The organism is Actinoplanes sp. NPDC023714 (assembly GCF_040639855.1).
In the GTDB taxonomy this organism is placed as follows: Bacteria; Actinomycetota; Actinomycetes; order Mycobacteriales; family Micromonosporaceae; genus Actinoplanes.
In genome coordinates, this window is record NZ_JBFAAR010000014.1 from 1 (window position 1) to 15,128 (window position 15,128).

The window sequence follows — 15,128 nt, forward strand, 5'->3', positions numbered from 1 at the left end:
GCGAGGTCACCCGCAGTCTCAAACGCTACATAACCCGCCAAATCTGGCGCATCCTCGAAGCCACCGCTTGACACCAAACCTCACAGATCTTGTGAAACCCCAGAGGACCGGGTCCGCGGAACTTCACAAGATCGCGGGGAGAGCGAGGGCAGAGGGCCGCGAATCAACAAGATCGCGGGAAGAGGGCGCCGCGAAATCACTTCACGCAGGCGCTGCGCTTCAGGCCGGGGACCTCGATCGGCGACCTGCCCGGCGCCTTGGCCTTGCCGGCGATCACCGCGGCGAGGGCGGTGAGCGAGAGTTTGCTCGACGAGTACGTCGCGATCAGCGTAGGCGACCGGGACAGGCCGAGCAGCGACGGCGCGTCCATCATCACGGTGATCGCCGCGGAGTCGTCCAGGTCGACCTGCGAGTCCCCGTACCCGACGAGTCTGATCTTGGCGCCGTTGTCGGCCTGCACCTTCACGCCGGCGTCCTGCAGGGCCCGGACCAGGTTCACCCGGGCGAGCTCGCGCGAGGCGGGCGCCGTGACGGTGACCCCACCGTTGATCAGCGGACCGGAGCACTTGCCGCGGAGCACCGTGATGGAGGCGGCGTCCAGCGCGCCCACCGACCGGGCGTGCGCGGCCGAACCGATCACGTCGAGGCCCGGCTGGTTGCGGATCTCCGTACGGAACTTGAGGGTGAGGATCCGGGTGACCGCCTCGACGAGGCGTTCCCGCTTGAGGCTGCCGCTCTTCAGGCCGGCGACGATGCCGTCCCGGGCGCCCGCGATGTCCGGCGGCATCAGCAGCATGTCGTTGCCGGCGTTCAGCGCCCGCACCGCGGCCTCCCCGGCCGGCCACTTCTTCGCCGGGGCCATGTTCATGGCGTCGCTGATCGCGACGCCGGTGAACTTGAGCTGCTTGCGCAGCACGTCCGTCATGATCTTGTGGGAGAACGTGGCGGCCGTGCCCTTGTCGACCGCCTCGAGGTCGAGGTGCCCGGACATCACCACGCCGGCGCCGGCCTCGATCCCGGACCGGAACGGCGGCAGGTCCTGCGACTCCCAGTCCTTCCGGCTCTGCTTGATCACCGGAAGCTCGTCGTGGCTGTCCCCGCTGGTGTGCCCGTGCCCCGGGAAGTGCTTGAGGGTGGCCGTCACGCCGGCGCCCTGCAGGCCGCGCACCGCGGCGGTGACCTGGGTGGCGTTCGCCTTCGCGTCGGAGCCGAACGAGCGCGAGCCGATCAGCCCGCCGCCCTTGGCCGACAGCGTGTCGGCGACCGGGGCGAAGTCGACGGTGATGCCCATGGCGGCCAGTTCCTCGCCGGCCGCGCGCCAGGCCACCTCGGTGAGGCTGGGCTGGCCGGCCGCGCCCGCCGCCATCGCCGACGGCAGCAGCGTGACGCCCTCGGTGATCCGGGTGACCACGCCGTACTCCTGGTCGGTGCCGATCATCAGCGGCGCCGCGGCGGGCAGTTTGAGGGCGGCCTGCTGGAGGCCGCGGGTGAGCTCGCGGACCTGCTTCGGGTTCTCCACGTTGGTCGTGGGGTTGGTGTCGCCGGTCGGGTCGTCCGGGGTGAAGCCGACCAGGATGAGGCCGCCCAGCCGGTACTTCTCGATCATCTCGGCCGGGGTGTTCACGCCGGCGAGGGTCTGGTTGCCGGACGCGGCGGCCTTGTCCACCGAGGTGGCGTAGCTGCCGTAGGCGTAGGGCATGAGCACCTGCCCGGCCAGGTCCTCGTCGCTGAGCCGGGTCACCACCTCGGCCGCGCGCGCCTCCGGATCGGCGTTGATCACCAGACCGGCACTGGCCGACGGCTCGGCGAGCGAGGGCGACGCCGCGGGCGCCGACGTCGCGGTGGTTGCCGTCGGCGCCGGCTCATCGTTCCCGCACGCTCCGGTCAAGAGCAGCAAGGGTACGGCCACAGCGGCGCGGAGCAGGTTTTTCACGCCCGCCATCGAACCAGCTCATGGCGAGCGTCGCCACTTTATCCCCGAGAACCACCGGTAGCCGGTGTGTCACCAGTCGCGGTATTCGCCCGTTTACCCAGATCGCAGCGCGGGTCCGGCCCGCCCGGGCCGTCCCAGATCGCGGCGGGGTCCGGCCCGCTCGGGCCGTCCCAGATCGCAGCGCGGGTCCGGCCCGCCCGGGCCGTCCCGCGGGCCGCGGTCAGCCGACCCGGGTGAGCAGTGTCACTGGGGCACCGTCGCCGGCGTAGCGGTAGGGCTCGAGCTCGGCGTCCCACGCCGTGCCGAGCGCCTTGTCCAGGGCATGCGCCAGCGCCTCGGGCGCCCGCACCGAGGTCATGATGGAGCGCAGCCGGTCCTCGCCGATCTGGATGTCTCCGGAAGCGCCCATCACCCCATGGAAGAGGCCACGGCCGGGGACGTGCATGAACCGCTCGCCGTCGACGCCCGCGCTGGGCTCCTCGGTGACCTCGAAACGGATCATTGGCCACTGCCGGAGGGCAGCAGCCAGCTCGGCGCCAGTACCGGCCCGACCGGTCCAGCTGCACTCGGCTCGGCGCATGCTCGGATCGACCGGTTGCACGGTCCATTGCAGGTTGACCGGCGCGGTCAGGACGCGCGCGATCGCCCACTCGACATGCTGGCACACGGCGAGTGGAGTCGAGTGGACGTATACGACGCCACACGTTGGCACGGTGACCTCCCGGAGACCGAGGTGCGTCTTCCCCTACGACCTCGACCGCGGTTGATCGTGTCCCATGATGCCGGGTGGTACGGATGGTGCGCCAGAGAATCCGCAACATCGACTATGGGACTCGCCGTAGTGGCATACCCAGTGCAACGCCCGTACCTGCTCTGACGGTATGGTCCACCAGCCGTCGTGTAGAGTTGCCACGGCATTTTTTCTGCTCTTTCAGCTTTCCTCCAAGGAGTTCCGCCGTGGCGAGCAACACCTCAAAGACCGCCCGCGCATCAGTCCGCGCCGGCCAGGGATCGGGCGGCGCCCTCAGCGTTCTCGGTGAGTACAAGTACCTCATCCCGCTCGCCGGCGGCCGCTTCGCGTACGTGCGCAACCTGACCAACGGCAAGACCACCCACCTCGCGACCGACTCCGACGCCTTCGTCGAGGAGATCCGGGTGCTGGCCGCCGCGGGTCACGGCGCCAAGATCCGTGCCGAGATCAACTCGCTGCACGCCGTCAGCCCGGAGCACGGCTGGGACGCCACCGAGAAGCGTCTCGCCGACGCCGGCGTCTTCGAGGGCTGAGCACCACACGCTGAAAGGCGCCTCCCGGTTTCGACCGGGAGGCGCCTTTTCGCACTTACTGAAGATCGGGACAGGCTGATTCAGGACAGGCTGAGCCTCCCGAAGATCAGGACAAGAATTCCACCCAGCCACTGTCAAGGTCGTAGATCGCGCCGACCACGTTGAGCTTGCCGGCCGCGATCGGCTCGGCGATCGTCTCCACCTTCCGCAGCCGCTCGGTGGTCCGGATCACGTGGGCGCGGATCGCCTTCTCGGCGGCGTCCTCGTCGTCCAGCCCGACCTCGCGGACCGCCGGCGCCAGCTGCTCGACCAGGTATCCCACCTCGTCGTCGGAGACGGTCCCCTCGCGCAGGGCCTGCACGGTGGCGTTCACGGCCCCGCAGCGCTTGTGCCCCACCACGACCACCAGCGAGACGCCGAGCGACGCCACGGCGAAGCCGGCCGAGCCGATCAGCGAGCGGTCCAGCACGTGCGCGCCGGAGCGGGCCACGCAGATCGAGCCGAACGACTGGTCGAAGATCGCCTCGAGCGGCACCCGGGAGTCGATGCAGCCGAGAACCAGCGAGTGCGGCTGCTGTCCGCTCGCGGTCGCCGCCGCCAGGTTCACATCGTGACCGTAGCGGGGGTTCCCGTACACGAAACGCTTGTTGCCGGTGATGAGCTTGCTGTAAGCCTCGGCGGGGGTGATGACCTGGGCTTCTCGGATCGCAGCCATGTACAGATTTTCGCTGTTGACGGCCGCCGGGAAAGTGATTGCGAGGTAACTCACTGTCCAGCCGGGAAGAGCCGAAAGTCTTGACGAAACATGCTGGTAATACCCGTGATCGGGGGTGATGATTATTACCCGTGGGTACTACGGGGCCGTGACATCCACGGAGGTGCCCATGTCCGAGCGCTCGGAGATCACCCTCGCCGACGGCGTCAGGTTGCACGTGACCGTTTCCGGCCCTGCCGACGCGGCGGTTACCGTCGTGCTGCTGCACGGCTGGTGCCTGGACCGCCGGATCTGGCGTGACCAGATCGCGGCGCTCGGCGAGATGGGCCACAAGGCTCCCCGGGTGATCGCCTACGACACCCGCGGGCACGGCCGCTCCGGCCACACCCGGCTCGACTCGGCCACCCTCGACCAGCTCGGCGACGACCTCGCCGAGGTGCTGCGGCGGTTCGCGCCGACCGGCCCGGTGGTCCTCGCCGGTCACTCCATGGGCGGCATGACGATCATGGAGTACGCCCACCGGCACCCGGACGACTTCGCCTCCCGGGTGGCCGGCCTGCTCTTCGTCTCCACCACGGCGGAGGGCCACACCCACACCCGGTACGGCCTGCCCGATCGCGTCGCCACGCTGCTGCGCGCCGGGGAGACGATCGGCGCCGGGGTGCTGGCCCGCTCCGGCGCGTGGCGCCCGCACCGGGTGATGCTGCCCGCCCTGCGCCCGGCCATCCAGTGGCTGCTCTTCGGCGACGACTGCGCCGGCGAGGCGCTCCAGGTGACGCTCGGCGGCATCGGCCGGGCTTCGCTGCGCTCGATCGGCGGCTTCCGCGAGTCGGTCGGCGCCCAGCAGCGCCTGGACACGCTCGCGGCCCTCCCCGACGTGCCGACCACGATCCTGGTCGGCGACCGGGACCGGCTCACCCCGGCGGCCTGCGCCGAGTCGATCGCCGGCGCGCTGCCCGGCGCCCGGCTGGAGGTGCTGCCCGGCGCCGGCCACATGCTGCCGCTGGAGCGGCCGGATCAGGTCTCCGGCGCGCTCGTCACGATCGTCCGGCGGGCCGCCCGGGAGGCGAAGCGGGCGCAGCGCGCCGTGCGGAAGACCACAGCCCGCTGCCGCGAGGCGGCTTAGTCGTTTCCCGTTTCGGCCGAAATGCCTGCCCGGCGACGCTCCGGCGGCAATCCTGGGAGATTCGGTGCCCGGGGCCGTTCGACGCGATCCGGCGCGCAGGAGTAAGTTCGATTGCCCCCTTCGCGCGAGCGCTGGTGGTGCGCGGAGGTTTGCCCCTTGGCGCGGGCATGAGAGGGAGAACAGCCGACTTGAGCGACGCCACCGTCCTGCAACAGGAGATCGCGGTCGAGCAGCAGCACGTCGACCGGGTCTACGCCCGGCTCGGCGAGCTGCGCCGGGACGCCTCCCGGGCCGAGAAGGAGGGCTACCAGCTGGCCGGCGTGGGCACCTTCGGCGCCCTCGTCGAGCGCGACGCGATGGTCTTCCACGCGGCCCGGCGCCGGCACGCCCTCGACACCGAGTACGAGGGGCTCGTCTTCGGCCGGCTCGACCTGAAGACCGAGGCGACCCACTACGTCGGCCGGATGGGCATCCGCGACGCCGACTCGAAGCCGCTCGTCGTGGACTGGCGCGCCCCGGCCGCCGCGGCGTTCTACCGGGCCACCCCGGCCGACCCGCTCGGCGTGGTCCGCCGCCGCATGATCCAGTCGAGCCGCGAGCGGGTCACCGGGATCGAGGACGACCTGCTCGACCCGGACGCCGCGCCGGACGGCATGCGGGTGGTCGGCGACGGCGCGCTGATGGCGAGCCTCGCGAAGGCGACCGGCCGAGGCATGCGCGACATCGTCGCCACCATCCAGCGCGAGCAGGACGAGGCGATCCGCTCCCCCGCCTCCGGCATCACGATCGTCACCGGCGGCCCGGGCACCGGCAAGACCGCGGTGGCGCTGCACCGGGCGGCCTACCTGCTCTACTCGGACCGCAGCCGGTTCGCCGGCGGCGGCATCCTGGTGATCGGCCCGTCCGGCGTCTTCGTGGACTACATCGCGACCGTGCTGCCCTCGCTCGGCGAGGACACCGCGACGCTGCGCTCGCTCGGCTCGCTGGTGCCCGGCTACGACGCCACCCGCGTCGACCCCGGCGAGGTCGCCGCGGTCAAGGGCTCGCTGCGGATGCGGCGGGTGCTGGAGCGCGCCTCGCACGACGCGGTGCCCGGAGCGCCCACCGAGCTGCGCCTGCTCTACCGCGGCACCCTGCTGCGGCTCGACGCCGCGGCGCTCGACAAGATCCGCCGGCAGGCGCTGCCCCGGGGCGCGCGCCGCAACGAGGTCCGCGGCACCGGCTTCGACCGGATCTTCGACGCGCTCTGGGCCCAAGCCCGCGACCACAAGGTGACCGGGCTGCCGGAGAAGCGCGAGTTCGAGGCCGAGCTGGCCGACCGCACCGACTTCCGCGAGTTCCTGAAGGCCTGGTGGCCGCGCTTCACCCCGATGCGGGTGCTGCGCTGGCTCGCCGACCGGGGACGGCTCCGGGCGTACGCGAACGGCCTCCTCTCCCGGGACGAGATCGCCACTCTCCAGGGGTCGTTCGACGCCCTGGAGGCCGAGGGCCCGACCATCGCCGACGTGGCGCTCCTGGACGAGCTGGACGACCTGATGGGCCGCCCCCGCAAGCCGGCCCGGAAGACCAAGAACCCGTTCCACGTCCGGGACGGGATCCAGGAGGTCAGCACGTACGCGGACCGGCAGGCGGCGGCCCGCGCTCAGCAGGTCCAGCGCGAGGAGGACTACCGGGAATACGCGCACATCGTCGTGGACGAGTCGCAGGACGTGTCCCCGATGCAGTGGCGGATGATCGGTCGCCGGGGTCAGTACGCGTCCTGGACCATCGTCGGCGACCCGGCACAGACCGCGTGGGCCGGCGACCCGGCCGAGCTGGACCGCTCCCGCGACCGCGCGCTCGGCACCCGCAAGCGCAACAGCTACGCGCTGACCACGAACTACCGGAACTCGTCGGAGATCTTCGCGGTGGCCGCCTCGGTGATCCGCACGATCATGCCGGACCTGCCGCTGCCCTCGGCCGTACGCAGCACCGGCGTCGAACCGGCCGACGTGGTGACCTCCGCCGCGGCGCTGCCGGAGGCGGTCCGCGAACTGGCCGAAAAGCAGCTCGCCGAGGTGGACGGCACGATCGGCGTGATCATGCCGGTACCCCGGCAGCCCGAGGTGGCCGGCTGGGTGGCCGGCCTGCCCGAGCGGGTCCAGGTGGTGACCGCGCTGGAGGCCAAGGGCATGGAGTACGACGCCGTCGTCCTGGTGGAGCCGGCCCAGATCGCGATCGACCCGGCCGGCGTCCGGACCCTCTACGTGGCGCTCTCCCGAGCAACCCAACGCCTCACCACGGTAGGCACCACCCCCGACTGGCTGTAGCCGCCCAGCCCCTCCCCCGCGATCTTGTGAAGTTCCGCAGGCCCGTTCCTGCCGAACTCCACAAGATCGCCGCAAGGAGGGCGCCGCAAACCGGGGCGCCGCAAGCCCCTGCCGGCTGGAGCCGCGCGCCCCTCGCCGCGATCTTGTGAAGTTGTGCAGGACCGTTCCCGCGGAAATCCACAAGATCGCGGAACAAGTGGGGCGGCAGACGAGTGGGGCGGCAGACGAGCGGTGCGGGGTGCGGGCTGAGGCCGGTTACGGGATGGGGACGGCCACCGCGTTGTAGGGCGTCTCCGGCGTCGGCGGGGTGGTGAAGCGGGCGTTCGGCAGGTAGAAGCGCTTGCCGTACTCGGCGATCGTGGTCGGCACGTCGAAAGCGGGGTTGCCGGTCCGGGACACCACGGTGCCCGCGGTCCCTGCGCGGTCCAGCTCGACCTTGGCGATCACGTTGGCACGGTTCTGCACGGCGTACAGAATCCTGCCCTTGATCCATAGCCCGTCGCCGTTCACGAGCGTCTCGGTGGCGCCCAGATCGATCTTGCGGGCCACCCCGGAGTACGACACCCGGAACAGCGAGCCGGTGTTGGACTGCACGATGATGAGCGCTCGTCCGTCCGGCGTCGTGGTGATGCCGTTGGCGTTGTTCCCCTCGGCCAGCGTGAAGTCGCCGGTGAGCGGCACCGCGACCGCCCGCTCGGGGAGTTTGCCGTGCCGGCCGAACGGCAGCTTGAAGAGCACCGCGTTGCGCGAGTCGGTGAACCAGGCCGCGTCCCGGGTGACGATCACGTCGTTGATGAAGGCCGTCGTCCCGGCCGGCTGGAGCTGGTAGGACTTCAGCACCTCACCGGTGCGCAGGTCCAGGACGCGGGCGTCGCCGCCGGCGCCACCGGCCACGAAGAGCCGGTCGCCGGCGACCTTGAGGCCGAGCGACGCGGTCCCCGGGCCCTCGCTGAACGTGCGGCCCTTCCCGGTGCGCAGGTCGACCCGGTAGATGTCGCCGTCGACGCGGGAGCCGAAGTACGCGAACGGCTTCGAGCCGATCGCGATGCCCTCCGGCTGGAAACCGCTCGGCAGGGTGATTGTGCTGGGAAACGGGTGGTGCGATGGCTTGGAGTGGGCCGCCGCGGCGGGCGTGGCGGCTACGGTCACCGCGAGAGCGGTGCCGAGGAGGGCGTTCGCAAAGGTACGGCGAAGCACGAAACTTCCTTTCCGTTGCGGACGGAGTCATAGAGATTCCAACCCGGCGAACCGGCGGGCACAACCGGTTGCAGTCAGTTGCAATGTGAACATCTTTTAGCGACGGGCCGCCGGACGACGGAAGGTGAACGACATGGGAGCCGGTCACGACCACGGCGCCCGGGCCCGGCACAGCGGCGCCCGGCACCGCCGATCCCTGTGGTGGGCGGCGGTCGTGCTGACCGCCGTCATGATCGTCGAGGCGGTCGCGGCCGGGCTCACCGGTTCCCTGGCGCTGCTCTCCGACGCCGGGCACATGTTCACCGACGTCCTCGCCATCGCCATGACGCTCGCCGCGATCACCGCGGCCGGCCGGGCCGGCCGGCACTCGGGCCGGACGTTCGGCCTCTACCGCCTCGAGGTGCTCGCCGCGCTCGCCAACGCGGCGCTGCTCACCCTGGTCGCCGGGTACGTGCTGGTGCAGGCGGCGCGCCGGTTCACCGACCCGCCCGAGGTGCCCGGCGGCTGGATGCTGCTGGTCGCGGCCGGTGGCCTGGTCGCGAACCTGGCCGCGTTCCGGCTGCTGCACGCGGGCGCCCGGGAGAACATCGGGGTGCGTGGCGCATACCTGGAGGTGCTCGGCGACCTGCTCGGCTCGGCCGGCGTCATCGTGGCGGCGCTGGTCATCTGGCTCACCGGCTGGCAGTACGCGGACCCGATCGTCGCCGTGATCGTGGCCCTGATGATCCTGCCGCGCACGTTCGCCCTCGGCCGGTCGGCGATCCGGATCCTGGTCCAGGCCGCCCCGGAGCACGTGGACGTCGGCGCGGTCCGCGAGCGGCTCGCCTCGCTGCCCGGCGTCACCGACGTGCACGACCTGCACGTCTGGACGCTCACCTCGGGCATGGACGTCGCCTCCGCGCACCTGCGGCTGGAACCGGCCGCCGAACTCGGCACGGTGCTGAACGTGGCCCGGGAGGCGCTGCACGAGGACTTCGCCATCGACCACGCCACGCTCCAGATCGAGCCGGCCGGCGTGGGCGGGCACTGTACCCCGACCGGCTGGTGAGGGGTGGCGATCATCACACCCGGCGCGCGATGATCGACGTATGTCAACGACGGTCGTCCACCAGCCCCGCGTGATCTGGGATGCCGCCCGGGCCTTCGTCCAGGCCGCCGCCGGTCCGCGCCACCACGAGTTCGCCTCCGAGGTCCACCACCTGCTCGGCCCGGAGCTCTACGACCCCCTGATGCGGACCCACGACGTCCTGGCCGGCCAGCTCGACCGGACGCCGTACGACCTCGAGGCGGGCAAGTGGCGGGTCCGGCTCGAGGAGTTCCTCCGCGTGCATCCCGAGCTGACCGATCGGGTCCGGGATCTGACCAGCCGGAGCCTGGAGTCGTAAAGCGGGACAACTGTTTCTTTTGCGATCAGCCACGGCGGATGCGCAAAAAGATAACAATGCGAGACATGAGTGACGGCCGGGTCATGGTCTTCGCGCCGGCCCCCCAGCTGACGGTGACCATCGAACAACACCACGATGAGCCCGAACTGCACGTCCATCCGGGTGGCCAGGGCATCTGGCAGACCCGGATGATCACGTCGCTGGGCGCGCACGTGACGCTCTGCGCCGCCGCCGGCGGCGAGGTCGGCCGCGTGCTCAGTCCCCTGCTCGCGGAACTGCCCGGCGTGACCCTGCGCCTGGTGATGCGCGAGCACGGCAGCGGCTGGTACGTGCACGACCGCCGCGGCGGCACGCGTCAGGAGATCGCCGAGCGGCCGGGCACCCCGCTGTCCCGGCACGAGCTCGACGAGCTCTACAACCTGACGCTCGCCGAGGGCCTGCGCGCCGGGATCGCGATCCTGAGCGGGCCGGCACACCCCTCGGTGATCAAGCCGGAGGTCTACGGGCGGCTCGCGGCCGACCTGCGGGCCAACGGCTGCCGGGTGATCGCCGACCTGTGCAGCAACCACCTCGCCGCGGTCCTGAAGGCCGGCATCTCGGTCCTGAAGATCAGCCATGAGGAGCTGATCGCGGACGGGACCGCGCCGGACGGGTCCACCGCCTCGCTGGTCAAGGCGCTCCAGCACCTGCACGACGAGGGCGCCGAGACGGTGCTGGTCTCCCGGGCCGACGAGGGCGCGCTCGCGCTGATCGAGGGCGAGATCTACTCGGTGGCGCTGCCCCGGCTCACCCCGGCCGAGCACCGGGGGGCCGGCGACTCGATGACGGCCGGCGTCGCTGCGACCCTCGCCAACGGCGGCCCGATGGAGGAGGCGGTGCGCACCGGCGCGGCGGCGGGCGCCCTGAACGTCACCCGGCACGGGCTCGGCACCGGGCACGTCGACGCGGTACGGGTCCTCACCGAACGAGTCGAACTGACTCCGATGAAGAAGGCATCATGAGCTCGAACCCGGGTAGGCAGCCCTCGATGAGAATTCTGATCACCAACGACGACGGCATCGAGGCGCCGGGCATCCGCTGGCTGGCCCGCGCCGTCGCCCACGAGGGCTACGACGTGGTCGTGGCGGCCCCGCTCAGCGAGGCGAGCGGCAGCAGCGCCGCGATGACCGCGGTCGTGCACGAGGGCAAGATCGTGTCCGAGCCGCGCGAGCTCAACGGGGCGAAGCACGTCCCGGCGTACGGCGTGGCCGCGTCCCCGGCCTACATCGTGCTGCTCGCGCTCCGGGAGGCCTTCGGCCCGCCGCCGGACCTGGTCATCTCCGGCATCAACCGGGGCGCCAACGCCGGCGCCGCGGTGGTGCACTCCGGCACCGTGGGCGCCACGCTCACGGCCTCGCACGCCGGGCTGCGCGGGCTGGCCGTCTCGCTGGACGTGCTCACCCCGGCGGCCGCGTCGGCGGAGAGCGGCGGCGCGGCCATCGCGGCGCTCGACCGGATCGACGACGAGCAGCACCACTGGGGCAGCGGGGCCGACCTCGCGGTGCGGATGATCCCGTCGCTGCTGCACACCCCGCCCGGGACGGTCTTCAACCTGAACGTGCCGGACCTGCACGTGGACGGCATCCGAGGGCTGCGGCAGGCGCACCTGGCGCGGTTCGGCCAGGTGCAGATGAGCATCGCCGAGGCCGGCGAGGGGTTCGTCCGGACGGCCGTGCAGGCCGCCGAGGAGGAGTTGGAACCGGGCAGTGACCTGGCCGCTCTCGCCGAGAACTTCGCCGTGGTCACGCCCATCCGGGCCCCGCACGAGGACACCGACATCAGGATCAACGTCGATTCGGTCCGCGTGCACGGCCCGGCCATCTGATCGGCGGGGGCGTCACGCCCCCGCGGCGGTCACCGCGTCTTCGTGGGGCTGCGGGTTGCCGAAGAGGCCCAGCAGGCCGGTGACCCACAGCTGCCGGTGCGCGAAGCGGCTGGGCCGCGTGACGACGAGCTTGACGCCACTGACCCCGGCGAGCTGGAACGCGGCCACCAGGGCGCTGATCCCCACGGAGTCGATGAAGGTCACATGCTGCATGTTGAGTTCGATCCGGCCCGGGCTGGCGTCGGCGAGTTGCGCGCCCACCGCCTCACGGATCTCGTACGCGTTCTCGACGTCGATCTCGCCGCGCGGCGAGACCTCAACGGCACCGTCGGCCAGCGTCGACGTCGTTATCGACAGCGTCACGCCTCTTCCCTCCACCCGCCCGGCTCCTCCGGGCGTTGTTCCTCTGTTCGCAGGTCATCCAGGCCGGTTGACGAGAACCGCAGGACTTCCCCCGGAAGGTTCGGTGAATCCGAACGAAAGGTTAGGCCCCGAACCTGTCAGTCGCCTGAGTGGCCCGTGTGAACGTGGTCAACAGTACTGCGCCCCGTCAAATCGTTTTCGAACCGTGATGACGTCCACACCGGACGTTTGTCCCGCCCCGACCTGGGGCACCATGGCCCTCAGGCCGACGCAGGAGGTTACCGATGTCGTGGAACAGGAAGAATCGGGCGGAACGTACCGCCGAGCAGGCCTGGGAGTACCTCACCTCGGCGATGACCGCCGCCGAGTCGGGCGCCGGGAAGGCCGGGCGCAAGGGCCGCAAGCTGGCCGGACGCGCCGCGAGCCAGGCGGGTGACCGGGTGAGCTCGGTCACAGACGAGGCCTGGGCCCGGGCGAACGCCGCCGCGAGCGCGCTGGCCGGCAACAGGCCGTCCCGGCCGTGGGGGCTGATCGTCGCGGTCGGCCTCGCCGGCCTCGCCGCAGGCTGGGCAGCCGCGAGCACGGCGCGGGCCGCCCAGGAGCGGCAGGCCGAGAACGAGGAGCTCGAACTGGCCGAGACGGCAGTCGTCGTCACCCCTACGTACGACGAGCGCTGACCAGCGGAAGTGTCCTCCGGCACACGGGCGCGAAGCCGACTGTCGCCACCTCCCACGAAGTGGCGTTGATCTGTACAGTTGAGCGGCATTCGGCTTCCTCCCGCGGCACCCTGGCTGGGCCGCCCGATCAGATAAGGTCCCACTGGTGCTCAGTGCCGGAGATCTCCTGGACAACCGGTACCGGTTGGACGATCGCATCGCGACCGGCGGGATGGGTGACGTCTGGCGCGGCACCGACGTGGTGCTCGGCCGCACGGTCGCCGTGAAGGTGCTCCGCACCGCGATGCTCGAGGACCCGGAGTTCGCCACCCGGTTCTACGGCGAGGCCCGGATGATGGCCACCTTCCGGCACCCGGGCGTCGTCGAGGTCTACGACTACGCGAGCGACGGCGACTACGCCGGCCCGGAGAAGGTCGCCTACCTCGTGATGGCGTTCGTCGAGGGCGAGCCGCTGTCGAGCCGGGTGAAAGAGGGGCCGATCCCGGTCACCGAGACCCTGTCGATCGTGGCGCAGGCCGCCGACGCGCTGCACGCCGCGCACGAGGCCGGGATCGTCCACCGCGACATCAAGCCCGGCAACCTGATCGTGAAGCCGACCGGCGCGGTCATCCTGATCGACTTCGGGGTCGCCCGGTCCAACGCCCTGACCAGCGTCACCGGCCTCAACGCGATCGTCGGCACCGCCCTCTACATGGCTCCCGAGCAGGTCGCCAAGGGTGACCTCACGCCGGCCACCGACGTCTACGCGCTGGGCGCCGTGGCCTACCACTGCATCGCCGGGCACCCGCCGTTCGACGGGGAGAACGCTCTTCAGGTCGCCCTGCGCCACCTGGAGGACGAGCCGCCGCCGCTGCCCGAGCACGTGCCGGTCGAGGTGCGTCACCTGATCGCCCGGGCCATGGCGAAGCAGCCGGCCGACCGGTTCCAGAGCGCCGCCGAGTTCGCCGAGGCGGCGTTCGCGGCGGCCGGCCCGATGGACTGGAAACGGCTCACCGGCACCGCCATGGTGGCGCCGCTCAGCCCGGCCGCGCCGACCCGGCAGGTGCCGAGGCCGCGCAACTTCCCGCCGCAGATGCCGGTCTCCCCGGCGCCCGCCCCGGTTCCGATGACCGCGGCCCGGTCGTCGCAGCCGCTCGCCCAGCGCGGGCTGATGTTCGCGATCCTGGCGCTGTTCGCGCTGGCCGGCACGCTCGGCGTGGTCTTCCTGCTCAACCAGGGCGACGACAAGTCGCCGGTGACCTCGCCGACGAAGCAGAACGAGAACGTGATCGAGGAGACCCTGCCGCCGGAGGCGAGCGAGGAGGCCGAGCCGTCCGAGGTGGCCACCAGCTACCGGCCGTCGCGGCGGCCGCAGCGGTCCGCGTCGGCGAGCCCGTCGCCGTCCCCGTCGTCCGCGTCCCCCTCGCCGGAGCCGAGCGAGGCCGAGACGACCAAGCCCACCACGGCGCCGACCACGACGCCCGCGACGCCGACCACGACGCCGGCGACGCAGCCGACCACCGACGACCCGGAAGAGCCGGAAGAGCCGGAGCCCACGAACACCACCACTACGCCGCCCGGCGGGGCCGAGCCGACGTCGTAATCCTCATGTCGTGAGGGCCCGGGCCGATGGATCGGGGCGCGGCTGCAACCGTGCCGCTACCGGGGAAGGCCTTCACATGACAGAAGCTCCACCGTGGGCTCAGCATCATCCCGCCGACGCGCGGCCACCGGAGGTGCGGCAGCCCTTCGACGGCCTGGTCCCGCCCTACGGCTCGCCCGCGAACAAGCACGGCCAGCTGCTGGTCCGGTTCCCCGGTGAGGTGCACCTCTCCGGCCGGCCGCCGGCGCCCTCCTGGCGTCCCGTGGCGGCCTGGACGTTCTTCCTGAGCGTGCTCGGCGTCATCCCGGCGATGCGCCGAGCCGGCCGGGCCCGCCGGTTCGGCCACGAGCGGTCCCGCTACTGGATCGCGTTCGGCGCCACCCTGGTGATCGGGGCGGCGTTCTGGTCGGCGGTGGCCTACGGCGTGGCGTGGCCAGCCTACCGGCACTTCGAGGAGAAGTCGCTGACCGCCTCCCTGGAGGAGACGATCCTCGGCGACGGGCGGATCGCGAAGTCGGTGGGCGCCACCGTGGCCGACCCGTCGTGCACGCCCGAGGGCGACCGGAACGCCGACGGGCTGCGCACCTACGTCTGCTCGTTCACGAAGGTCGACGGAGCGAAGACTTCCGTCTTCGTCTCCGCCGACACGAACGGGAACTGGGAGCTGGACGACTGAGCTGGACGACTGAGCTG

15 protein-coding genes are annotated in these 15,128 nt (G+C 71.5%); 10 read left to right on the forward strand and 5 right to left on the reverse strand.

What is annotated here, in order from left to right; translation table 11 throughout:
* Positions 1-196 precede the first annotated feature (196 nt).
* Positions 197-1,942, reverse strand: coding sequence for a glycoside hydrolase family 3 N-terminal domain-containing protein (locus tag AB0G10_RS39065; protein WP_360934093.1), 1,746 nt, complete (start codon positions 1,940-1,942; stop codon positions 197-199).
* 211 nt (positions 1,943-2,153) lie between these two features.
* Positions 2,154-2,645 (reverse strand): DUF3145 domain-containing protein, encoded by a 492-nt coding sequence (locus tag AB0G10_RS39070; RefSeq protein ID WP_127547232.1) that lies wholly within the window; start codon positions 2,643-2,645, stop codon positions 2,154-2,156.
* Between the two features lie 245 nt (positions 2,646-2,890).
* On the opposite strand from AB0G10_RS39070, the gene AB0G10_RS39075 reads away from it, so the two are divergent.
* Positions 2,891-3,217 (forward strand): hypothetical protein, encoded by a 327-nt coding sequence (locus tag AB0G10_RS39075; protein ID WP_360934097.1) that lies wholly within the window; start codon positions 2,891-2,893, stop codon positions 3,215-3,217.
* 106 nt (positions 3,218-3,323) lie between these two features.
* Here the strand turns inward: AB0G10_RS39075 and AB0G10_RS39080 are convergent, their stop codons facing one another.
* Entirely contained in the window at positions 3,324-3,932 is a 609-nt protein-coding gene (locus AB0G10_RS39080) for a carbonic anhydrase (RefSeq protein WP_360934100.1), read from the reverse strand.
* A gap of 169 nt (positions 3,933-4,101) precedes the next feature.
* Between AB0G10_RS39080 and AB0G10_RS39085 the strand changes: the two genes are divergently transcribed.
* The gene (locus AB0G10_RS39085; RefSeq protein WP_360934102.1) at positions 4,102-5,058 is read left to right on the forward strand and encodes an alpha/beta hydrolase; all 957 of its coding nucleotides are present in this window, start codon (positions 4,102-4,104) and stop codon (positions 5,056-5,058) included.
* 188 nt (positions 5,059-5,246) lie between these two features.
* Positions 5,247-7,367 (forward strand): AAA family ATPase, encoded by a 2,121-nt coding sequence (locus AB0G10_RS39090; RefSeq protein ID WP_360934105.1) that lies wholly within the window; start codon positions 5,247-5,249, stop codon positions 7,365-7,367.
* A 255-nt stretch (positions 7,368-7,622) separates the two neighbouring features.
* Here the strand turns inward: AB0G10_RS39090 and AB0G10_RS39095 are convergent, their stop codons facing one another.
* Entirely contained in the window at positions 7,623-8,564 is a 942-nt protein-coding gene (locus tag AB0G10_RS39095; RefSeq protein ID WP_360934108.1) for a superoxide dismutase, read from the reverse strand.
* A gap of 133 nt (positions 8,565-8,697) precedes the next feature.
* Between AB0G10_RS39095 and AB0G10_RS39100 the strand changes: the two genes are divergently transcribed.
* Genes AB0G10_RS39100 through AB0G10_RS39115 form a run of 4 tightly spaced genes read left to right on the forward strand, consistent with a single transcriptional unit; the run spans position 8,698 to position 11,813 of the window.
* Positions 8,698-9,612 (forward strand): cation diffusion facilitator family transporter, encoded by a 915-nt coding sequence (locus AB0G10_RS39100; protein WP_360934111.1) that lies wholly within the window; start codon positions 8,698-8,700, stop codon positions 9,610-9,612.
* A gap of 40 nt (positions 9,613-9,652) precedes the next feature.
* On the forward strand, positions 9,653-9,949 hold the full coding sequence (locus tag AB0G10_RS39105) for a hypothetical protein (protein ID WP_360934114.1): 297 nt from the start codon (positions 9,653-9,655) through the stop codon (positions 9,947-9,949).
* 56 nt (positions 9,950-10,005) lie between these two features.
* Positions 10,006-10,950, forward strand: coding sequence for a PfkB family carbohydrate kinase (locus AB0G10_RS39110; RefSeq protein ID WP_360934117.1), 945 nt, complete (start codon positions 10,006-10,008; stop codon positions 10,948-10,950).
* A 26-nt stretch (positions 10,951-10,976) separates the two neighbouring features.
* A complete protein-coding gene (locus AB0G10_RS39115) occupies positions 10,977-11,813 on the forward strand; it encodes a 5'/3'-nucleotidase SurE (protein WP_360934119.1) in 837 nt (278 codons plus the stop codon).
* 12 nt (positions 11,814-11,825) lie between these two features.
* On the opposite strand, the gene AB0G10_RS39120 is transcribed toward AB0G10_RS39115, so the two are convergent.
* Positions 11,826-12,176 (reverse strand): STAS domain-containing protein, encoded by a 351-nt coding sequence (locus AB0G10_RS39120; RefSeq protein WP_360934122.1) that lies wholly within the window; start codon positions 12,174-12,176, stop codon positions 11,826-11,828.
* Between the two features lie 284 nt (positions 12,177-12,460).
* Here AB0G10_RS39120 and AB0G10_RS39125 point away from each other — a divergent pair, with 284 nt between their 5' ends.
* The 3 genes from AB0G10_RS39125 (at position 12,461) to AB0G10_RS39135 (ending at position 15,111) form a co-directional block, all read left to right on the forward strand.
* Positions 12,461-12,853: a hypothetical protein gene (locus tag AB0G10_RS39125; RefSeq protein ID WP_360934125.1), complete on the forward strand. Its 393-nt coding sequence runs from the start codon at positions 12,461-12,463 to the stop codon at positions 12,851-12,853.
* A 145-nt stretch (positions 12,854-12,998) separates the two neighbouring features.
* A complete protein-coding gene (locus AB0G10_RS39130; RefSeq protein WP_360934128.1) occupies positions 12,999-14,435 on the forward strand; it encodes a serine/threonine-protein kinase in 1,437 nt (478 codons plus the stop codon).
* A 76-nt stretch (positions 14,436-14,511) separates the two neighbouring features.
* Positions 14,512-15,111: a hypothetical protein gene (locus AB0G10_RS39135; RefSeq protein ID WP_360934131.1), complete on the forward strand. Its 600-nt coding sequence runs from the start codon at positions 14,512-14,514 to the stop codon at positions 15,109-15,111.
* The last annotated feature ends 17 nt before the right edge of the window (positions 15,112-15,128 follow it).

Excerpts from the sequence above, each read along its gene's own strand:
- AB0G10_RS39105 (WP_360934114.1), top strand. The coding sequence starts at position 9,653 with ATGTCAACGACGGTCGTCCACCAGCCCCGCGTGATCTGGGATGCCGCC.
- AB0G10_RS39065 (WP_360934093.1), bottom strand. The coding sequence starts at position 1,942 with ATGGCGGGCGTGAAAAACCTGCTCCGCGCCGCTGTGGCCGTACCCTTG.
- AB0G10_RS39125 (WP_360934125.1), top strand. The coding sequence starts at position 12,461 with ATGTCGTGGAACAGGAAGAATCGGGCGGAACGTACCGCCGAGCAGGCC.
- AB0G10_RS39100 (WP_360934111.1), top strand. The coding sequence starts at position 8,698 with ATGGGAGCCGGTCACGACCACGGCGCCCGGGCCCGGCACAGCGGCGCC.
- AB0G10_RS39085 (WP_360934102.1), top strand. The coding sequence starts at position 4,102 with ATGTCCGAGCGCTCGGAGATCACCCTCGCCGACGGCGTCAGGTTGCAC.
- AB0G10_RS39135 (WP_360934131.1), top strand. The coding sequence starts at position 14,512 with ATGACAGAAGCTCCACCGTGGGCTCAGCATCATCCCGCCGACGCGCGG.
- AB0G10_RS39080 (WP_360934100.1), bottom strand. The coding sequence starts at position 3,932 with ATGGCTGCGATCCGAGAAGCCCAGGTCATCACCCCCGCCGAGGCTTAC.
- AB0G10_RS39115 (WP_360934119.1), top strand. The coding sequence starts at position 10,977 with ATGAGAATTCTGATCACCAACGACGACGGCATCGAGGCGCCGGGCATC.
- AB0G10_RS39110 (WP_360934117.1), top strand. The coding sequence starts at position 10,006 with ATGCGAGACATGAGTGACGGCCGGGTCATGGTCTTCGCGCCGGCCCCC.